Source organism: Streptomyces cyaneofuscatus, assembly GCF_000718135.1.
Lineage (GTDB): Bacteria > Actinomycetota > Actinomycetes > Streptomycetales > Streptomycetaceae > Streptomyces > Streptomyces cyaneofuscatus.
Genome location: NZ_JOEM01000012.1, coordinates 36,316 through 50,718 on the forward strand (window position 1 = coordinate 36,316; position 14,403 = coordinate 50,718).

12 protein-coding genes and 1 pseudogene are annotated in these 14,403 nt (G+C 72.6%); 7 read left to right on the forward strand and 6 right to left on the reverse strand.

Annotation, left to right across the window (positions count from 1 at the left end; translation table 11 throughout):
* Positions 1-348: 348 nt before the first annotated feature.
* Positions 349-1,560 (reverse strand): pyridoxal phosphate-dependent aminotransferase, encoded by a 1,212-nt coding sequence (locus IF17_RS0120375; protein ID WP_018512117.1) that lies wholly within the window; start codon positions 1,558-1,560, stop codon positions 349-351.
* Between the two features lie 86 nt (positions 1,561-1,646).
* On the opposite strand from IF17_RS0120375, the gene IF17_RS0120380 reads away from it, so the two are divergent.
* Together IF17_RS0120380 and IF17_RS0120385 are read left to right on the forward strand one after the other, a co-directional pair.
* Positions 1,647-2,312 (forward strand): winged helix-turn-helix transcriptional regulator, encoded by a 666-nt coding sequence (locus IF17_RS0120380; RefSeq protein ID WP_030567970.1) that lies wholly within the window; start codon positions 1,647-1,649, stop codon positions 2,310-2,312.
* Positions 2,313-2,352: 40 nt separating this feature from the next.
* Entirely contained in the window at positions 2,353-2,994 is a 642-nt protein-coding gene (locus IF17_RS0120385) for a nucleoside/nucleotide kinase family protein (RefSeq protein ID WP_030567971.1), read from the forward strand.
* Here IF17_RS0120385 and IF17_RS0120390 read toward each other — a convergent pair.
* The gene (locus IF17_RS0120390) at positions 2,991-3,908 is read right to left on the reverse strand and encodes a carbohydrate kinase family protein (RefSeq protein WP_030567972.1); all 918 of its coding nucleotides are present in this window, start codon (positions 3,906-3,908) and stop codon (positions 2,991-2,993) included. The genes IF17_RS0120385 and IF17_RS0120390 overlap by 4 nt on opposite strands.
* On the reverse strand, positions 3,905-4,843 hold the full coding sequence (locus IF17_RS0120395) for a pseudouridine-5'-phosphate glycosidase (protein ID WP_030567973.1): 939 nt from the start codon (positions 4,841-4,843) through the stop codon (positions 3,905-3,907). Before IF17_RS0120395 ends, IF17_RS0120390 begins: the two co-directional genes overlap by 4 nt.
* Before the next feature lie 105 nt (positions 4,844-4,948).
* Here IF17_RS0120395 and IF17_RS0120400 point away from each other — a divergent pair, with 105 nt between their 5' ends.
* The gene (locus IF17_RS0120400) at positions 4,949-5,311 is read left to right on the forward strand and encodes a cupin domain-containing protein (RefSeq protein ID WP_030567974.1); all 363 of its coding nucleotides are present in this window, start codon (positions 4,949-4,951) and stop codon (positions 5,309-5,311) included.
* Positions 5,312-5,368: 57 nt separating this feature from the next.
* Here the strand turns inward: IF17_RS0120400 and IF17_RS0120405 are convergent, their stop codons facing one another.
* From IF17_RS0120405 to IF17_RS0120415, 3 genes are all read right to left on the reverse strand, one after another.
* Complete coding sequence (locus IF17_RS0120405; protein WP_030567976.1) at positions 5,369-6,568, reverse strand: MFS transporter; 1,200 nt, start codon at positions 6,566-6,568, stop codon at positions 5,369-5,371.
* A gap of 143 nt (positions 6,569-6,711) precedes the next feature.
* A complete protein-coding gene (locus IF17_RS0120410; protein ID WP_030567977.1) occupies positions 6,712-7,269 on the reverse strand; it encodes a methylated-DNA--[protein]-cysteine S-methyltransferase in 558 nt (185 codons plus the stop codon).
* A 119-nt stretch (positions 7,270-7,388) separates the two neighbouring features.
* Positions 7,389-8,279 carry a glycerophosphodiester phosphodiesterase family protein gene (locus IF17_RS0120415; RefSeq protein ID WP_030567979.1) on the reverse strand — a complete coding sequence of 297 codons (891 nt, stop codon included), beginning with the start codon at positions 8,277-8,279 and terminating at the stop codon, positions 7,389-7,391.
* Positions 8,280-8,527: 248 nt separating this feature from the next.
* Between IF17_RS0120415 and IF17_RS0120420 the strand changes: the two are divergent.
* From IF17_RS0120420 to IF17_RS0120435, 4 genes and pseudogenes are all read left to right on the forward strand, one after another.
* Positions 8,528-9,148, forward strand: a pseudogene (locus IF17_RS0120420) (MHYT domain-containing protein); the annotation flags it as partial.
* 71 nt (positions 9,149-9,219) lie between these two features.
* Positions 9,220-11,346, forward strand: a complete 2,127-nt coding sequence (uvrB, locus tag IF17_RS0120425; RefSeq protein WP_030567983.1) for an excinuclease ABC subunit UvrB — start codon at positions 9,220-9,222, stop codon at positions 11,344-11,346.
* 174 nt (positions 11,347-11,520) lie between these two features.
* Positions 11,521-12,099, forward strand: coding sequence for a TerD family protein (locus IF17_RS0120430; RefSeq protein ID WP_030567993.1), 579 nt, complete (start codon positions 11,521-11,523; stop codon positions 12,097-12,099).
* A gap of 116 nt (positions 12,100-12,215) precedes the next feature.
* Positions 12,216-14,162 (forward strand): TerD family protein, encoded by a 1,947-nt coding sequence (locus IF17_RS0120435; protein WP_030567994.1) that lies wholly within the window; start codon positions 12,216-12,218, stop codon positions 14,160-14,162.
* The last annotated feature ends 241 nt before the right edge of the window (positions 14,163-14,403 follow it).

Consider the following 14,403-nt stretch of genomic DNA (forward strand, 5'->3'; position numbering starts at 1 on the left):
TTCCAGTGGAGGTTCGACTCCTCCCTCCGGCACGGGCCGGAGTAGCCCAAGCAGGCAGAGGCAGACCGCCGTCAATCTCAGACTCTTGCTCCAGACTCAGCATTCGCCGCCGATCGCCGGATCGAACGGGCCCGGGCCCGCGCGCGTCGAGATGCCGGTTCAAGTCCGGCCCGCAGAGCTTTCGATCTGCGGTGGTCCAAAGGCAGGACGCGACGACATCATGACTGACCCGGACCCTTAAACGTGCCGGCGTGCCCGATGGGCGGCACACTCAGGGCCCGGAGGCCGGCTACGCCTCCGGGCCCGCTCCCGTTTCAGGGCGCGGGGCCTTGGAGGCCTGGGGCCCGCTCACTGCCGGTACCCGTTCAGGAAGCGGCCGATCCGGCTGATCGCCGCGTCGAGGTCGTCGGCGTACGGGAGGGTCAGGATGCGGAAGTGGTCCGGGCGCGGCCAGCTGAAGCCCGTGCCCTGCACCACCTGGATCTTCTCCCGCAGCAGCAGGTCCAGGACGAACTTCTCGTCGTCGACGATGGGGTGGACCTTCGGGTCGATGCGCGGGAACGCGTACAGCGCGCCCTTCGGCTTCACGCACGAGACGCCGGGGATCTCGTTGAGCCGCTCCCAGGCCCGGTCCCGCTGTTCGTGCAGCCTGCCGCCCGGCGCCACCAGCTCCCGGATGGACTGCCGGCCGCCGAGCGCGGCCTGGATGGCGTACTGCGCGGGGGCGTTGGGGCAGAGCCGCATGGAGGCCAGCATGGTGAGGCCCTCCAGGTAGTTGCGGGCGTGCTGGTGCGGACCGGAGACCACCATCCAGCCGGAGCGGAACCCGGCCACCCGGTACGTCTTCGAGAGCCCGCTGAAGGTGAGGCAGACCAGGTCCGGGGCGAGGACGGCCGCGCTGTGGTGCTCGGCCCCGTCGTAGAGGATCTGGTCGTAGATCTCGTCGGCGAACACCATCAGCCCGTGCCGGCGCGCGAGATCGAGGATGCCCTCCAGGATCTCGCGCGGATAGACCGCGCCGGTGGGGTTGTTCGGGTTGATGATCACGACGGCCTTGGTCCGGTCGGTGATCTTCGAGGCCATATCGGCGAGATCCGGGTTCCAGTCGGACTCCTCGTCGCAGATGTAGTGCACGGCCTTGCCGCCCGCGAGCGTGGTCACCGCCGTCCAGAGCGGGAAGTCCGGGGCCGGGATCAGCACCTCGTCGCCGTCCTCCAGCAACGCCTGCACGGCCATCGAGATCAGCTCGGAGACCCCGTTGCCGAGGAAGATGTCGTCCACCCCGACCTCGGTGAGCCCCATGGCCTGGTAGCGCTGGGCCACCGCCCGCCGCGCGGAGAGGATCCCGCGCGAATCGGTGTAGCCGTGGGCCTGGGGCAGCATCCGGATCATGTCCTGGACGATCTCCTCCGGAGCCTCGAAGCCGAAGAGCGCCGGGTTGCCCGTGTTGAGCCGGAGCACGCTGTGGCCCGCCTCCTCCAGGGCGTTGGCGTGCTCGATGACCGGGCCCCGGATCTCGTAACAGACCTCGTTGAGCTTGCTGGACTGCCGGAACTCCATGCGGTGCCTCCCCGAGCCGAACTGCGATACTTGGTTTTACCAAGTGGGAGCTTGGAAAGTCCAACAACATGTCTAGACTGCGTCGCATGCCACGTCAGCAGCCCGCCGCCGCACGCCCCGTCAGACGCCGGAGCTACGACCAGTTCTGCGCCTCCGCCCGCGCCCTCGACTCCGTCGGCGACCGGTGGACGCTGCTGATCGTCCGCGAACTGCTCGCCGGACCCCGCCGCTACACCGACCTCCACGCCGACCTGCCCGGCGTCTCCACCGACGTCCTGGCCTCCCGCCTCAAGGACATGGAGCAGGGCGGCCTCGCCGTACGCCGCCGACTCCCGCCGCCCGCCGCCGCCTCGGTCTACGAGCTGACCGAACGGGGCCACGGCCTGCTCCCGGTCCTCGCCGCCCTCGCCGAGTGGGGAGCCCCGGCCCTCACCGGACGCCGCCCCACCGACGCCGTACGGGCCCACTGGTTCGCCCTGCCGCTGCTGCGCGCGCTGACCGGGCTCACGCAGGAGGGCGTTCTCGAAGTGCGGCTGGACGAGGGGGAGTTCCATGTCCGTACGGGGAGGGGTGCGGCGGTGGAACCGTACGGGTTCGGTCCGGCCCCGCAGCCCGACGCCCGCATCGCCCTCGACGCCGAGCTGTGCCTGGAGCTGGGGCGCGGCGATGTCACCCTCGCGGAGGCGGTGAAGGACGGGCGGATCGAGGTGGCGGGGGACGGCCCGCTCGCCGCCGAGCTGCGGGGCGGGTGACGCCTGCGGAACGGCGTGCTCCGGCGTGGATGATGGAGGCGTGCGACTCGAAGCGATCACCTGGGAACGGCTGGCCGGCGAACTGGCCCGGCACAGCGACGGCCTGACCGCCGCCGACGGAGCCCCCTGGCTCACCCTCGGGATCGACGGCGCCCCGGCCGCCCGCACCGCTGACCTGGCCGAACGTCTCGCCGACGAGCTGAGGCTGCGCGGCCGGTCGGTGCTCGTGGTCCCCACCGAGGGGTTCCTGCGCCCGGCGAGCCTGCGGTTCGAGTACGGCAAGGAGGACCCGGACGCGTACGCCGAATCCTGGTTCGACACGGGCGCGCTCTGGCGCGAGGTGTTCGGGCCGCTGGAGGCGGGCGGCTCCGGGCGGGTGCTGCCCGACCTGTGGGACCCGGTCACCGACCGGGCCACGCGCACTCCGTACCACCCGCTGCCGGAGGGCGGGGTGGTGATCGTGCACGGGCCGCTGCTGCTGGGGCACTGGTTCCCGTTCGCGCTGAGCGTCCATGTGCGGCTCTCGCCGGGGGCGTTGCGGCGGCGCACGGCGGAGGGGGAGCGGTGGACACTGCCCGCCTTCGCCCGGTACGAGGAGGAGGTGGCGCCCTCCGACGTCGCGGACGTGGTCGTGCGCGCGGACGATCCGGGCCATCCGGCGTGGTCGGGGCTGGGTTTCTAGGGGAGAGGTGGGCGTCCGCCCGCCGTGGTCACCGCCTCGGCACCTGCCCGGCAGCCCTCCGCCGCGGCGGCCTCGTCGTCCGCCCCGGCCAGCAGGGCCGCGAGGAACCCGCCGGTGAACGCGTCGCCCGCCCCCGTCGAGTCGACCGGGTCCAGGACCGGCCGGGCGCGGACCCGCCCCGTCACCGCGCCCCCGGCGGCCAGCACCGCACCGCCGCGGCCCAGCGTGACGGCGATCCGGGGGAACGTACGGCTCAACTCCGCCGCCGCTTCCTCCGGTTCGGGCAGGCCGGTCAGCAGCCGGGCCTCGTCCGCGTTCGGCAGCAGCAGCTCGGCCCCCTCGGCGTACTCCAGGAACCGCTTCGGCCCGAGCTCCGCCAGGAACCCGGCCGACGCCGGATCCACGCTCACCGGAATGCCCCGTTCCCGGGCCGTCCGCAGGGCGAGCCGCGCCGTGGCACGGCTGGTCGCGGCGAACAGGAGATAGCCGGAGAGGTGCAGCCACCCCACGCCGTCCAGCATCGAGGGCGCGAAGTCCTCGGTGGCCAGCCGCAGCACGGCGCCGCTGTCGGTGAGGAACGTCCGCTCGGAGGCGGCGTCCACCAGGGAGATGACCGTCGCGGTCGCCACCTTCTCGTCCACCGCCAGCAGCGCCCGCACCCCCGCCCGCTCCAGCGCGTCCCGGTGCCACCCGGCGGACTCCGCCCCGGCCCGGGCCAGCAGCGCCACCTCCCGGCACCCCGAACGCACCGCCCAGCACGCGACGTTGGCCCCCGCGCCGCCCGGCACGCTCCGGATCCGGGCGGCGGTGTCCGTGCCGTGGACGAGCGGCGAGCCGTGGAGCGCCACCACGTCGGTGACCACGTCCCCGACCACGAGGAGCCCGCGCCCGGGCGCCCGGGCGGCGTCGGTCACCGTACGGCCGCCGCTGCGGCTGCTGCGATCCGTGCCGCGAGCCCCACGTTCCCGCGCACCGCGGCCAGGTTCGCCTCCAGCGACGCCCCCTCGGTCCGCCGCATCAGCTCCTCCAGCAGGAACGGGGTGACGCCCTGCCCGGTGATCCCGCGCTCCCGGCACGCGTCGAGCGCCTCCGCGAGCACCCGGTCGTGCAGCGCGGGATCCAACTGGTCCGCTTCCGGTACGGGGTTGGCGACGATCAGCGCCGCTTCCGGGCCGCCCAGCGCCTCCTTCGCCCGGACCACCTCCACCACCTCCTCGGGGCTGTGCACGGTCCAGTCGACCGGCTGCCCGGAGCTGCTCAGGTAGAAGCCGGGGAAGTGGCCGGTGCCGTAACCGAGGATGCCCACTCCCAGGGTCTCCAGGCGCTGGAGCGTCGCCGGGACGTCGAGGATGGACTTCACGCCCGCGCAGACCACCGTGATTCCGGTGCGGGCGAGCAGCCGCAGATCGGCCGACTCGTCCTGGCTGTCGGCCCACTCCCGGTGCACGCCCCCGAGCCCGCCGGTGGCGAAGAAGCGCAGGCCCGCCCGCGCCGCCAGGAACGCCGTCGCGGAGACCGTCGTCGCTCCGCTCGCCCCGAGCGCGAGGGCGGGGGCGAGATCGCGGTGGCCCAGCTTCCGGACCGCCGGGTCCCCGGCCACCCGCTCCAACTGGTCCTTCTCCAGACCCACATGGGCCTGCCCGTCCAGGACGGCGATGGTGGCCGGGACCGCACCGGCGGACCGGACGATCCCTTCCAGTTCGATGGCCACCCGGAGGTTGCGGGGGCGCGGCAGCCCGTGCGCGATGATCGTCGACTCCAGGGCCACCACGGGCAGCCCGCCGGATAGGGCCGCTCGTACCTCGGCGGAGAGGACCGGCTCGTAGGAGGTGTCGGTGTTCTGTGGCATGCCCCCATCCCTGTCGCGGGCAGGAGGGCCGCAAACCACGGGGGGACCGGTTCCGGCCGGTCCTGGTGGCGGGTCGGCCGGAAGTGGTCGCTAAGGTGACCGGCCATGACGACAAATGACCAGGCCGCCGCCTCCTTCGCCGTGCACATCCCGGACGCCGAGCTCGAACCGGAGCCGCTGGATCCGGCACAGATCGTCTCGGGCGAGCCCGTGGTGACGGGCAAGGTGCTGTGGGAGTCGGCCGACGGCAAGCAGGTGCGCGGGATCTGGCAGATCACGCCGGGAGTGGTGACCGACACCGAGGCGAACGAGCTGTTCGTGGTCGTCAGCGGGCGGGCCACCGTGGCGGTCGAGGGCGGCGCGACGCTGGAGATCGGGCCGGGGGACGCCTGCGTCCTGCGCGAGGGCGACCGGACGACGTGGACGGTCCACGAGACGCTGCGCAAGGCGTACCACATCAGCCTCTGAGGCTCGTGGGGCTCGTGGGGCCTGTGGGGCTGGTGGGGCCGGGGGGATCTACAGGCCTCAGGCTCCGGCGGCGGAAGGCTTCATGCTCCGCCGCAGGGCCAGCGCGGCCACCGGCAGCAGCAGCGCGGCACCGATCGCGTTCAGTGGGCCGTACCCCCACTGGGCGACGATCACCCCGGCCGTCGCCCCGCCGATGCCCGCCGCCCCGTTCATGGTCAGGTCCGACAGGCCCTGCACGGCCGCCCGGGCGTCCTGCGGTACGGAGTCGGTGAGCAGCGCCGAACCGGCGATCATCCCCGCCGACCAGCCGAGGCCGAGCACGAAGAGGCCCAGGGCGGTCTGGCCGTGCCGGGGCCCCGCGGTGCCGGCGAGCAGGGCGGCGCAGCTCAGCAGACCGACCGCGAGGCCGATCACCGAGAGCCGGCCGAAGCGGTCGGCAAGCCACCCCATCACCGGCGAGAACGCGTACATGCCCGCGATGTGGCCGCTGATGACCAGCCCGATCAGCTGGAGACCGGCGCCGTGCCCGCCCAGATGGACCGGGGTCATGACCATGATCGACACCATCGCGGTGTGGGACACGGTGACGGTCCCCAGGGCCAGCTTGGCCATCGGCGACTCCCGTACGGCCGCGACCCCGGCGCGCAGCGAGCGCTTCCCCTCTCCCTGCGGACTCCGCGGGGCCAGGGCGCGCGCCGTGAGCAGCGGGTCCGGGCGCAGCAGCACGGCCACGGTCACCCCGGCGGCCAGGAAGGCCACCGCGGACCAGAGGTAGGGGCCGGCGGTCTCGGGCACCGGGCTCCCGCGGAACAGCCGGCCGGCCGGGGCCGCGATGTTGGGGCCCACCACCGAGCCGATCGTGGTGGCCCAGACGACGGTGGAGATCGCCCGGCCCCGCCGCTCCGGCCCGACCAGGTCGGCCGCCGCGAACCGGGCCTGGAGGTTGGCGGAGGACCCGGCGCCGAACGCGGCCATCCCGAGCAGCAGCAACGGGAAGCTGCGCGCCATCGTGCCGAGGACCACCAGGGCGCCGCCGAGCGCGCCGATCAGATAGGCGAGCACCAGGCCGGGGCGCCGGCCGCGCGAGGTCATCAGGGCGGCCAGCGGGAGCGACAGCAGCGCCGTACCGGCGACGGAGGCCGTCGGGGCCAGCCCGGACAGGGCCTCGGAGCCGGTCACCTCGGTGGCCAGCATCGGAGCCAGGGCGATGCCGATGGCCACCCCGAGGCCGCCGAGTATCTGGCTGACGACGAGCACGGCCGACGTCCGGCGCTGGAGGGCGGGCAGACCGGCGGCCGTGACCGGGGGGACGGCGGAGTGGGGGAGAGATGGCGTCACCGGCGCAGTGTGCCATCAGATGAACGGCGTGTTGCACCCGTACGAGTGAACAGGCCACTTCCCTAGAACAGCGGCTGCGGAAGCACCCCCTCCAGCGCCAGCAGCTGCCGCTTCGTCTCCAGCCCGCCCCCGAACCCCCCGAGGCCGCCGTCGCTCTCCACCACCCGGTGGCAGGGCACCACCACCGGCAGCGGGTTGGACCCCATGGCGGCCCCCACCGCCTGCGCCCCCTCCGGCCGGCCGACCCGAGCGGCCAGCTCCCCGTACCCGACGACCGTCCCGTACGGCACGCCGGACTCCAGCTCGCGGAGCACCTCGCGGTGGAAGCCTGCCGTCAGCGACCAGTCCAGCTCCAGGCCGAAATCCTGCCGCTCCCCCGCGAAGTAGGCCGCGAGCCGGCGTATCGGCTCGGCGAGGCGCGGGGAGCCGGGCGCCTCCACCGGCTCCGTGCCGAGCCGGGTCCGCAGCTGGGCGAGCGCCGCGTCCCGCACGTCCGGGCGGGCGTGGAAGGCGACGCTCACCAGACCGGCGGGGGTCGCGGCGAGCAGCAGCGGCCCGATGGCGCTCTCCACGACGGACCACTCGACGGCCGGCTCCGCACCGGCCCCGTAGCTGTTCATGCCGTCCACGGTACGACCGGCCACTGACAACGCCGGTCCCGTCGGCGGAAACCCGGCATCCCCCGTCCGAGCAGCCCCGTCCGACCCCACCCACCCGGGCCCCCGTCCGGCCCGCCCCGTCAGCGCGTGGCGTCGCGCACCACGTCCGGGTAGTTGGTGATGATGCCGTCGACGCCGTAGCCGCGGACCTTCGCCGCGGTCGTCGCGTCGTTGACCGTCCAGGTGTTCACCCGCAGCCGCTTGCCGTGCGGGCCCTTGAGCCGCTGCACGGCCGCCACGTAGTCGGCGCCGATCGTGGTGTGCGAGGGGTTGATCTGATCGGTGAACGCCGCGTACGAGGGGAGGTCGGCCACCGCCGGGGTGCCCAGGAAGCCGGTGGTGATGTCGGGGCGCAGGGCGTGCACCTTCTTGACGCTCTCGGCGCCGAAGCTCTGGATGACCAGGCGGCCTTGCACGTGCGAGCGGTCCAGCCACCCTTCCCTGCCCAGCACGCGCAGGATGTCCCGCTCGATGCCCGGGTAGGTCGCGGGGCTCTTGATCTCCAGGAGGAGCTTCTGCCGGTTGCGCTCCAGGCGGTTCACGAACTGGGTGAGCGTCGGCACCCGGGCCCCCGCGAACCGCTTCCCGAACCAGCTGCCCGCGTCCAGCTTCGCCACCTCGGCGGCGGTGAAGTCCTTGACCGCCCACGGGGCACGGCCGGGGAAGACCTCCTCGACGTTCGTCGTGCGCTTCAGGTCGGTGTCGTGCAGCACGACGAGCACGCCGTCCTTGGTGCGGTGGACATCGTTCTCCACCCACTCGATGCCGAGCGCCTTCGCGGCGTCCGCGGCGGCGAGCGTGTTCTCCGGTGCGTACCCCGACGCGCCCCGGTGGGCCACGACGACGGGGCTCGCCTGCCGGTCCGGGGTCCGGGCGGCCGTCTCCTGCGGCGGGGCGACGGGCAGCAGCAGGGCGCCGCCGCCGAGGATGGCCGCGGCGGCGGTGGAGGCGGTTGCGGTGCGTACGAACACGTGGACTCCCCGTATCGGAGGGTGCGGACACGACGAGACTGGCAGCGGCCCACCAACGCCGGGTGGGGCGGCGATGGCCACGGAATGAACGGAAATCCGCGCGACCGGAGTGGTCCGAGAACACCCCGGGATGCACCCCGGGGGGCCAGGAGCACGGTCCTGTGCCGATAAAATGTGTTCCTTACATATGCCTGCAGGGCCCTGGGGGACCCCCCTCGAACCCGGGCTTTCTCGAAGGGCGTGACGGCGTGCGCGGAACGGTTGAGGGATTCACCCACGGGCCGGTGATCCCGGTCCTGGCTTTCCTCGCGGCCTGTGTTGGGGCCGCTCTCGGACTCCGCTGCGGTATCAGGTCCCTGCGCACGCACCGCTCCTTCAAGACCGGCCGGCTGGCGCTCGGTGCGCTGTCCATCGGCTGCGGGATCTGGACCATGCACTACGTGGCGATGACGGGCTTCACCGTCGTGGAGGCACCGCTCTCGCACGACAAGCCCCACACCTTCGCCGCCCTGGCCGTGGCCGTGGTGATGGCCGGCGTCGGCCTCTTCATTGTCGGGTACCGGGGCGCGACCCGCATGGCGTTGATCACCGGCGGCAGCCTCACCGGCCTCGGTATCGCCTCCACGCACTACCTGGGCATGGCGGGCATCCGCTTCCGGGGGCACTTCACGTACGAGACACCCCTCGTCGTCCTCTCGGTCCTGATAGCCGCGATCGCCGCCACCGCCGCACTGCGGGCCGCCCTCTCCGCCCGGGTCCTCCTCTCCGGCCTGGGCGCGGGCGTCATGATGGCCGTCGCGGTGACCGGGATGCACTACACCGGCATGGCCGCGCTCGGCGTGCACCTGCATCCGACCGCCCCCGGCCCCACCTCCGGCCACGTGTCCTCGGACTGAGCGCATCCGAGGCCGTTGTCAGTGGGGGGCCGTACGGTGGTTCCATGCGGCCTGTTTCCCAGATCGAACGTTCGGTGGCGCCCTTCGAGGTCGTCAGTCCCTACCAGCCCAGCGGCGACCAGCCGGCGGCCATCGCCGAGCTGGAGCGGCGTATCCGCGCAGGTGAGAAGGATGTCGTCCTGCTCGGCGCGACCGGCACCGGCAAGTCGGCGACCACCGCCTGGATGATCGAGAAGCTGCAGCGCCCCACCCTGGTGATGGCGCCGAACAAGACGCTCGCCGCCCAGCTGGCCAACGAGTTCCGCGAGCTCCTGCCGAACAACGCGGTGGAGTATTTCGTCTCGTACTACGACTACTACCAGCCCGAGGCGTACGTCCCGCAGTCGGACACCTACATCGAGAAGGACTCCTCCATCAACGAGGAGGTCGAGCGGCTGCGCCACTCGGCGACGAACTCGCTGCTGACCCGGCGCGACGTCGTCGTGGTCGCCTCCGTCTCCTGCATCTACGGCCTCGGTACGCCCCAGGAGTACGTGGACCGCATGGTCCAGCTCAAGGTCGGCGAGGAGATCGACCGCGACCAGCTGCTCCGCCGGTTCGTCGAGATGCAGTACGCGCGCAACGACCTCGCGTTCACCCGCGGCACCTTCCGGGTCCGCGGCGACACCATCGAGATCTTCCCGGTCTACGAGGAGCTCGCCGTCCGCATCGAGATGTTCGGCGACGAGATCGAGGCCCTCTCCACCCTGCACCCGCTGACCGGCGAGGTCATCAGCGAGGACCGGGCCCTGCACATCTTCCCCGCCAGCCATTACGTGGCCGGACCCGAGCGGCTCCAGAAGGCCGTCCGGGGCATCGAGGAGGAGCTCGAAACCCGCCTGGCCGAGCTGGAGAAGCAGGGCAAGATGCTGGAGGCCCAGCGGCTGCGCATGCGCACCACGTACGACATCGAGATGCTCCACCAGATCGGCAGCTGCTCCGGCGTCGAGAACTACTCGATGCACTTCGACGAGCGGGCCCCCGGCACCGCCCCCAACACCCTCCTCGACTACTTCCCCGAGGACTTCCTGCTCGTCCTCGACGAGTCGCACGTCACCGTGCCGCAGATCGGCGCGATGTACGAGGGCGACGCCTCCCGCAAGCGGACCCTCGTCGACCACGGCTTCCGGCTGCCGTCCGCGATGGACAACCGCCCGCTGAAGTGGGAGGAGTTCCTGAAGCGGATCGACCAGACGGTCTACCTCTCCGCCACCCCGGGGAAGTACGAGCTCTCGCGCGGAGACGGCTTCGTCGAGCAGATCATCCGCCCCACCGGCCTGGTCGACCCCGAGATCGTCGTCAAACCCACCGAGGGCCAGATCGACGACCTGGTGCACGAGATCCGCAAGCGCACCGAGCGCGACGAGCGGGTCCTGGTCACCACCCTCACCAAGAAGATGTCGGAGGACCTCACCGACTACTTCCTGGAGCTCGGCATCCAGGTCAGGTACCTGCACAGCGACGTCGACACCCTGCGCCGCATCGAGCTGCTGCGCGAGCTGCGCTCCGGCGAGTACGACGTCCTGGTCGGCATCAACCTGCTGCGTGAGGGCCTCGACCTCCCCGAGGTGTCCCTCGTGGCCATCCTCGACGCCGACAAGCAGGGCTTCCTGCGCTCCGGCACCTCGCTCATCCAGACCATCGGCCGCGCCGCCCGTAACGTGTCCGGCCAGGTCCATATGTACGCGGACAAGGTCACCCCGGCGATGGCCCAGGCCATCGACGAGACGAACCGCCGCCGTGAGAAGCAGATCGCCTACAACACCGAGCGCGGCCTCGACCCGCAGCCGCTGCGCAAGAAGATCAACGACATCGTCGCGACCATCGCCCGCGAGGAGATCGACACCGAGCAGCTCCTCGGCACCGGCTACCGGCAGGGCAAGGAGGCCAAGACCCCGGTGCCGACGCTCGGGGTGAAGGCGGCCAAGGGCGCGAAGGGCAAGGGCACGTCGGCCGGCGCGGTGGTCAGCGACCGTCCCGCGACCGAACTGGCCGGAATCATCGAGGAGATGACCGACCGGATGCGGGCCGCCGCCGCCGACCTCCAGTTCGAGGTGGCCGCCCGGCTGCGCGACGAGGTGGGCGAGCTGAAGAAGGAGCTGCGCCAGATGAAGGAGGCGGGCCTCGCCTGAGGCCCGGCACACCGGGCGCGCGGCGATCGCCTGACGCCCGGTGTGTCGCAAGCCGGTGTGTTGCAAGACCGACACAAAAACGGACCGAACCTCCTGCCGTCCCGGGGGGAATGCGTAGGGTGCGGGGAAACCGCACACGGACGGTTGCGGGGCAATGCCGAGAGGGGACAGCGCGTGACGGTCAACATGACCAAGGGTCAGGCCATCAACCTGCAGAAGAGCGACGGGGGGACCCTGACGGCGGTACGGATGGGGCTCGGCTGGCAGGCGGCTCCGCGCCGCGGTCTGTTCGGCTCGCGCACCCGGGAGATCGACCTGGACGCCTCGGCGGTGCTCTTCGCCGACAAGCAGCCCGTCGACGTCGTGTTCTTCCGTCACCTCGTCAGCGACGACGGTTCCGTCAAGCACACCGGGGACAACCTGGTCGGCGGCGCCGGCTCCGGCGGTGACGACGAGGCGATCCTCGTCGACCTCCAGCGCGTCCCGGTCCACATCGACCAGATCGTCTTCACGGTGAACTCCTTCACCGGGCAGACGTTCCAGGAGGTCCAGAACGCCTTCTGCCGCATCGTCGACGAGACCAACGGCCAGGAGCTCGCCCGGTACACGCTGGACGGCGGCGGCCAGTACACCGCCCAGATCATGGCGAAGGTGCACCGTGCGGGCACCGGATGGCGGATGACGGCCCTCGGGAACCCGGCCAATGGCCGCACCTTCCAGGACCTGATGCCGTCCATCCTGCCCCACCTGTAGGCGGACCGGACCGGATCAGGCCGGCACCGGCACGTGCGGCTCCCGGAGGCACCCGCCTCCGGGAGCCGCACCGCGCGGGACCGCGCGGAGAACACATCGTCGAGGGGGACAGCGCAATGACGGCCGAACTGGTCCGGGGGCAGAACCACACCTTGCCCCAGACCCGTCTGGAGATCCGGGTGTCGGCGGGCTCGCCCGTCGTGGCCGGCGCCACCCTCGGCGACGAGAACGGCGTGGTGCGCGGCGCCGAGTGGATCGCCCACCCCGGCTCGCCCCAGCTCCCCGGCCTCGAAGTCTCCCAGCAGGCCGCGGCCGGCCACCGCCTCGCCGTCGACCTGGAGGCCCTGCCCGAGACGGTGCACCGGGTCACCGTGCTGCTCGCCCTCCCGGTGGGGGTGGGCGGCCCGACCCGCTTCGGCACCACCGCCGCGCCCTTCGTCGCCGTCACCGGGCTCGACGGCACCGAGATCGCCACCTTCACCCTCACCGGCCTGGACGCCGAGTCGGCGGTCAGCGCTCTGGAGCTCTACCGCCGCCAGGGCGCCTGGAAGGTCCGGGCCGTCGGCCAGGGGTACGCGGCCGGGCTGGCCGAGATGCTCGCCGACCAAGGCCTGGCCGGGGCCGCGGAGCTGGCCGCGTCCATCCAGGAAGCGGTCGCCCGGTCCCTGGCCCGCTCGGTGGCCCCGCCGCCGCCCCGCACGCCCGAAGGCGACCGCGTACGGCAGGCCTCCGGCCCGTCGGACCCCGGCCCCGCGCCCGCCGTGCCCCCGCAGCCCCCGGCAGCCAGCCCCGTACAACCGACGGCCGAACCCGGCACAGCCTCCGCCCCCACCCCAGGCGGCCCCATCAACTACGCGCACCCGCGCCGGCAGCACGCCGCCCCGCCGACGCCGCCGCCCACCGCGCCCCCCGCCCAGCCCGGGCAGGCCGCGCAGCCGGTCGCCGGGGACGCCACCGGCTGGTCGATGGACGAGCGGCTCTACAACCAGATCTGGGGCATGTTCGAGGACCTGGCACGGGCCGCCGCGGCCTACCGCAGCGCGGTGGACTTCGCCGAGTCACGGATGGACCAGGAGCTCGACCGGTCCCTGTCCGACCCGCGCAACCGGATCGGCGGCGCGGGCGACCGCGCCCGCGAGGAGGCCCGCGCCAAGCGCGACGAGCTGACCGCCCGGGCCCGCGAGGTCCTCGACCGCGACCTCGCCCAGCTGGCGGCCGAAGCCGCCGTCGTCGAACCCGCGCTCCCCGCCGCGTACGCCGGCTGGGACAACCCCGTCTGGCACGCCCACCGCATCCCGATGGAGCTGCCGATGGCCCTGCGCCTCGGTGACCTCCATCTGCCCGAGCGCACCGGCCTGCGCATCCCGCTGCTCGTCCGGCTGCCGCTGGAGCGGGGGATATGGGTCGACAGCGGGCGTACGGCCTCCGAGGCGGCCGCCCTCCTGGACAGCGACCGGCTGCGCCGCCTGGCGATGGAGACCGCCGTCCTGCACGCCGCCCGGCTGCTCGCGGTCTACCCGCCCGGCGAGTTCTCGGTGCACGTCATCGACCCGGCGGGTTCGGCGGCGGGGCCGCTGGCGCCGCTGGTCGACGCGTGCGTCCTCGCCGGGCCGCCGGCCGCCGGACCCCAGGGGGTTGCCTCGGTCCTCGCCCACCTCACCCGCCGCGTGGACCTGGTGCAGATGGCGGTGCGGGCCGGGGCTGCCGACTCGCTCCCGCCCGACCTGGACACCGGTGAGCAGCTCCTGGTGGTCAACGACTTCCCGCACGGCTTCGACGACCGGGCCGTCACCCAGCTCCGCTACCTCGCCGACGAGGGCCCCGCGGTCGGCGTGCATCTGCTGATGGTGGCGGACCGCGAAGATGCGAGTGCGTACGGACCGGTGCTCGACCCCCTGTGGCGTTCGCTGCTGCGGATCACCCCGGTCGCCGACAACCACCTCGCCGACCCCTGGGTCGGTCACGCCTGGACCTATGAGCCGCCGGTGACGCCACCGGGCAGCCGTGTCCTGGAACAGGTCCTCGCGGCGGTCACGGCCGCCCGCAGAGCTGCCGGCCGCTGATCTTTCCACCGGCCCTGACCTGCAAATTTGGTGAACTCTTTACCTTTTTCTTTACCTTTCCTTGGTGGTGCCTGTACTGTTCGGTGCACGGAGGGGAGTACTCCTTACGCGACGTTCCCGTCAGTACGGACCGTGACCGGTCCCGGGGCGTCGGCCCGGCACGCATCCCGTGTGCCAGGGTGGAAGAGACCTCCGGCAGCGACGACGCTGATCAGTAGCCGTAGCGAACTGCCGGAGGCGC

Excerpts from the sequence above, each read along its gene's own strand:
- IF17_RS0120375 (WP_018512117.1), bottom strand. The coding sequence starts at position 1,560 with ATGGAGTTCCGGCAGTCCAGCAAGCTCAACGAGGTCTGTTACGAGATC.
- IF17_RS0120380 (WP_030567970.1), top strand. The coding sequence starts at position 1,647 with ATGCCACGTCAGCAGCCCGCCGCCGCACGCCCCGTCAGACGCCGGAGC.
- IF17_RS0120395 (WP_030567973.1), bottom strand. The coding sequence starts at position 4,843 with ATGCCACAGAACACCGACACCTCCTACGAGCCGGTCCTCTCCGCCGAG.
- IF17_RS0120400 (WP_030567974.1), top strand. The coding sequence starts at position 4,949 with ATGACGACAAATGACCAGGCCGCCGCCTCCTTCGCCGTGCACATCCCG.
- IF17_RS0120410 (WP_030567977.1), bottom strand. The coding sequence starts at position 7,269 with ATGAACAGCTACGGGGCCGGTGCGGAGCCGGCCGTCGAGTGGTCCGTC.
- uvrB (WP_030567983.1), top strand. The coding sequence starts at position 9,220 with ATGCGGCCTGTTTCCCAGATCGAACGTTCGGTGGCGCCCTTCGAGGTC.
- IF17_RS0120435 (WP_030567994.1), top strand. The coding sequence starts at position 12,216 with ATGACGGCCGAACTGGTCCGGGGGCAGAACCACACCTTGCCCCAGACC.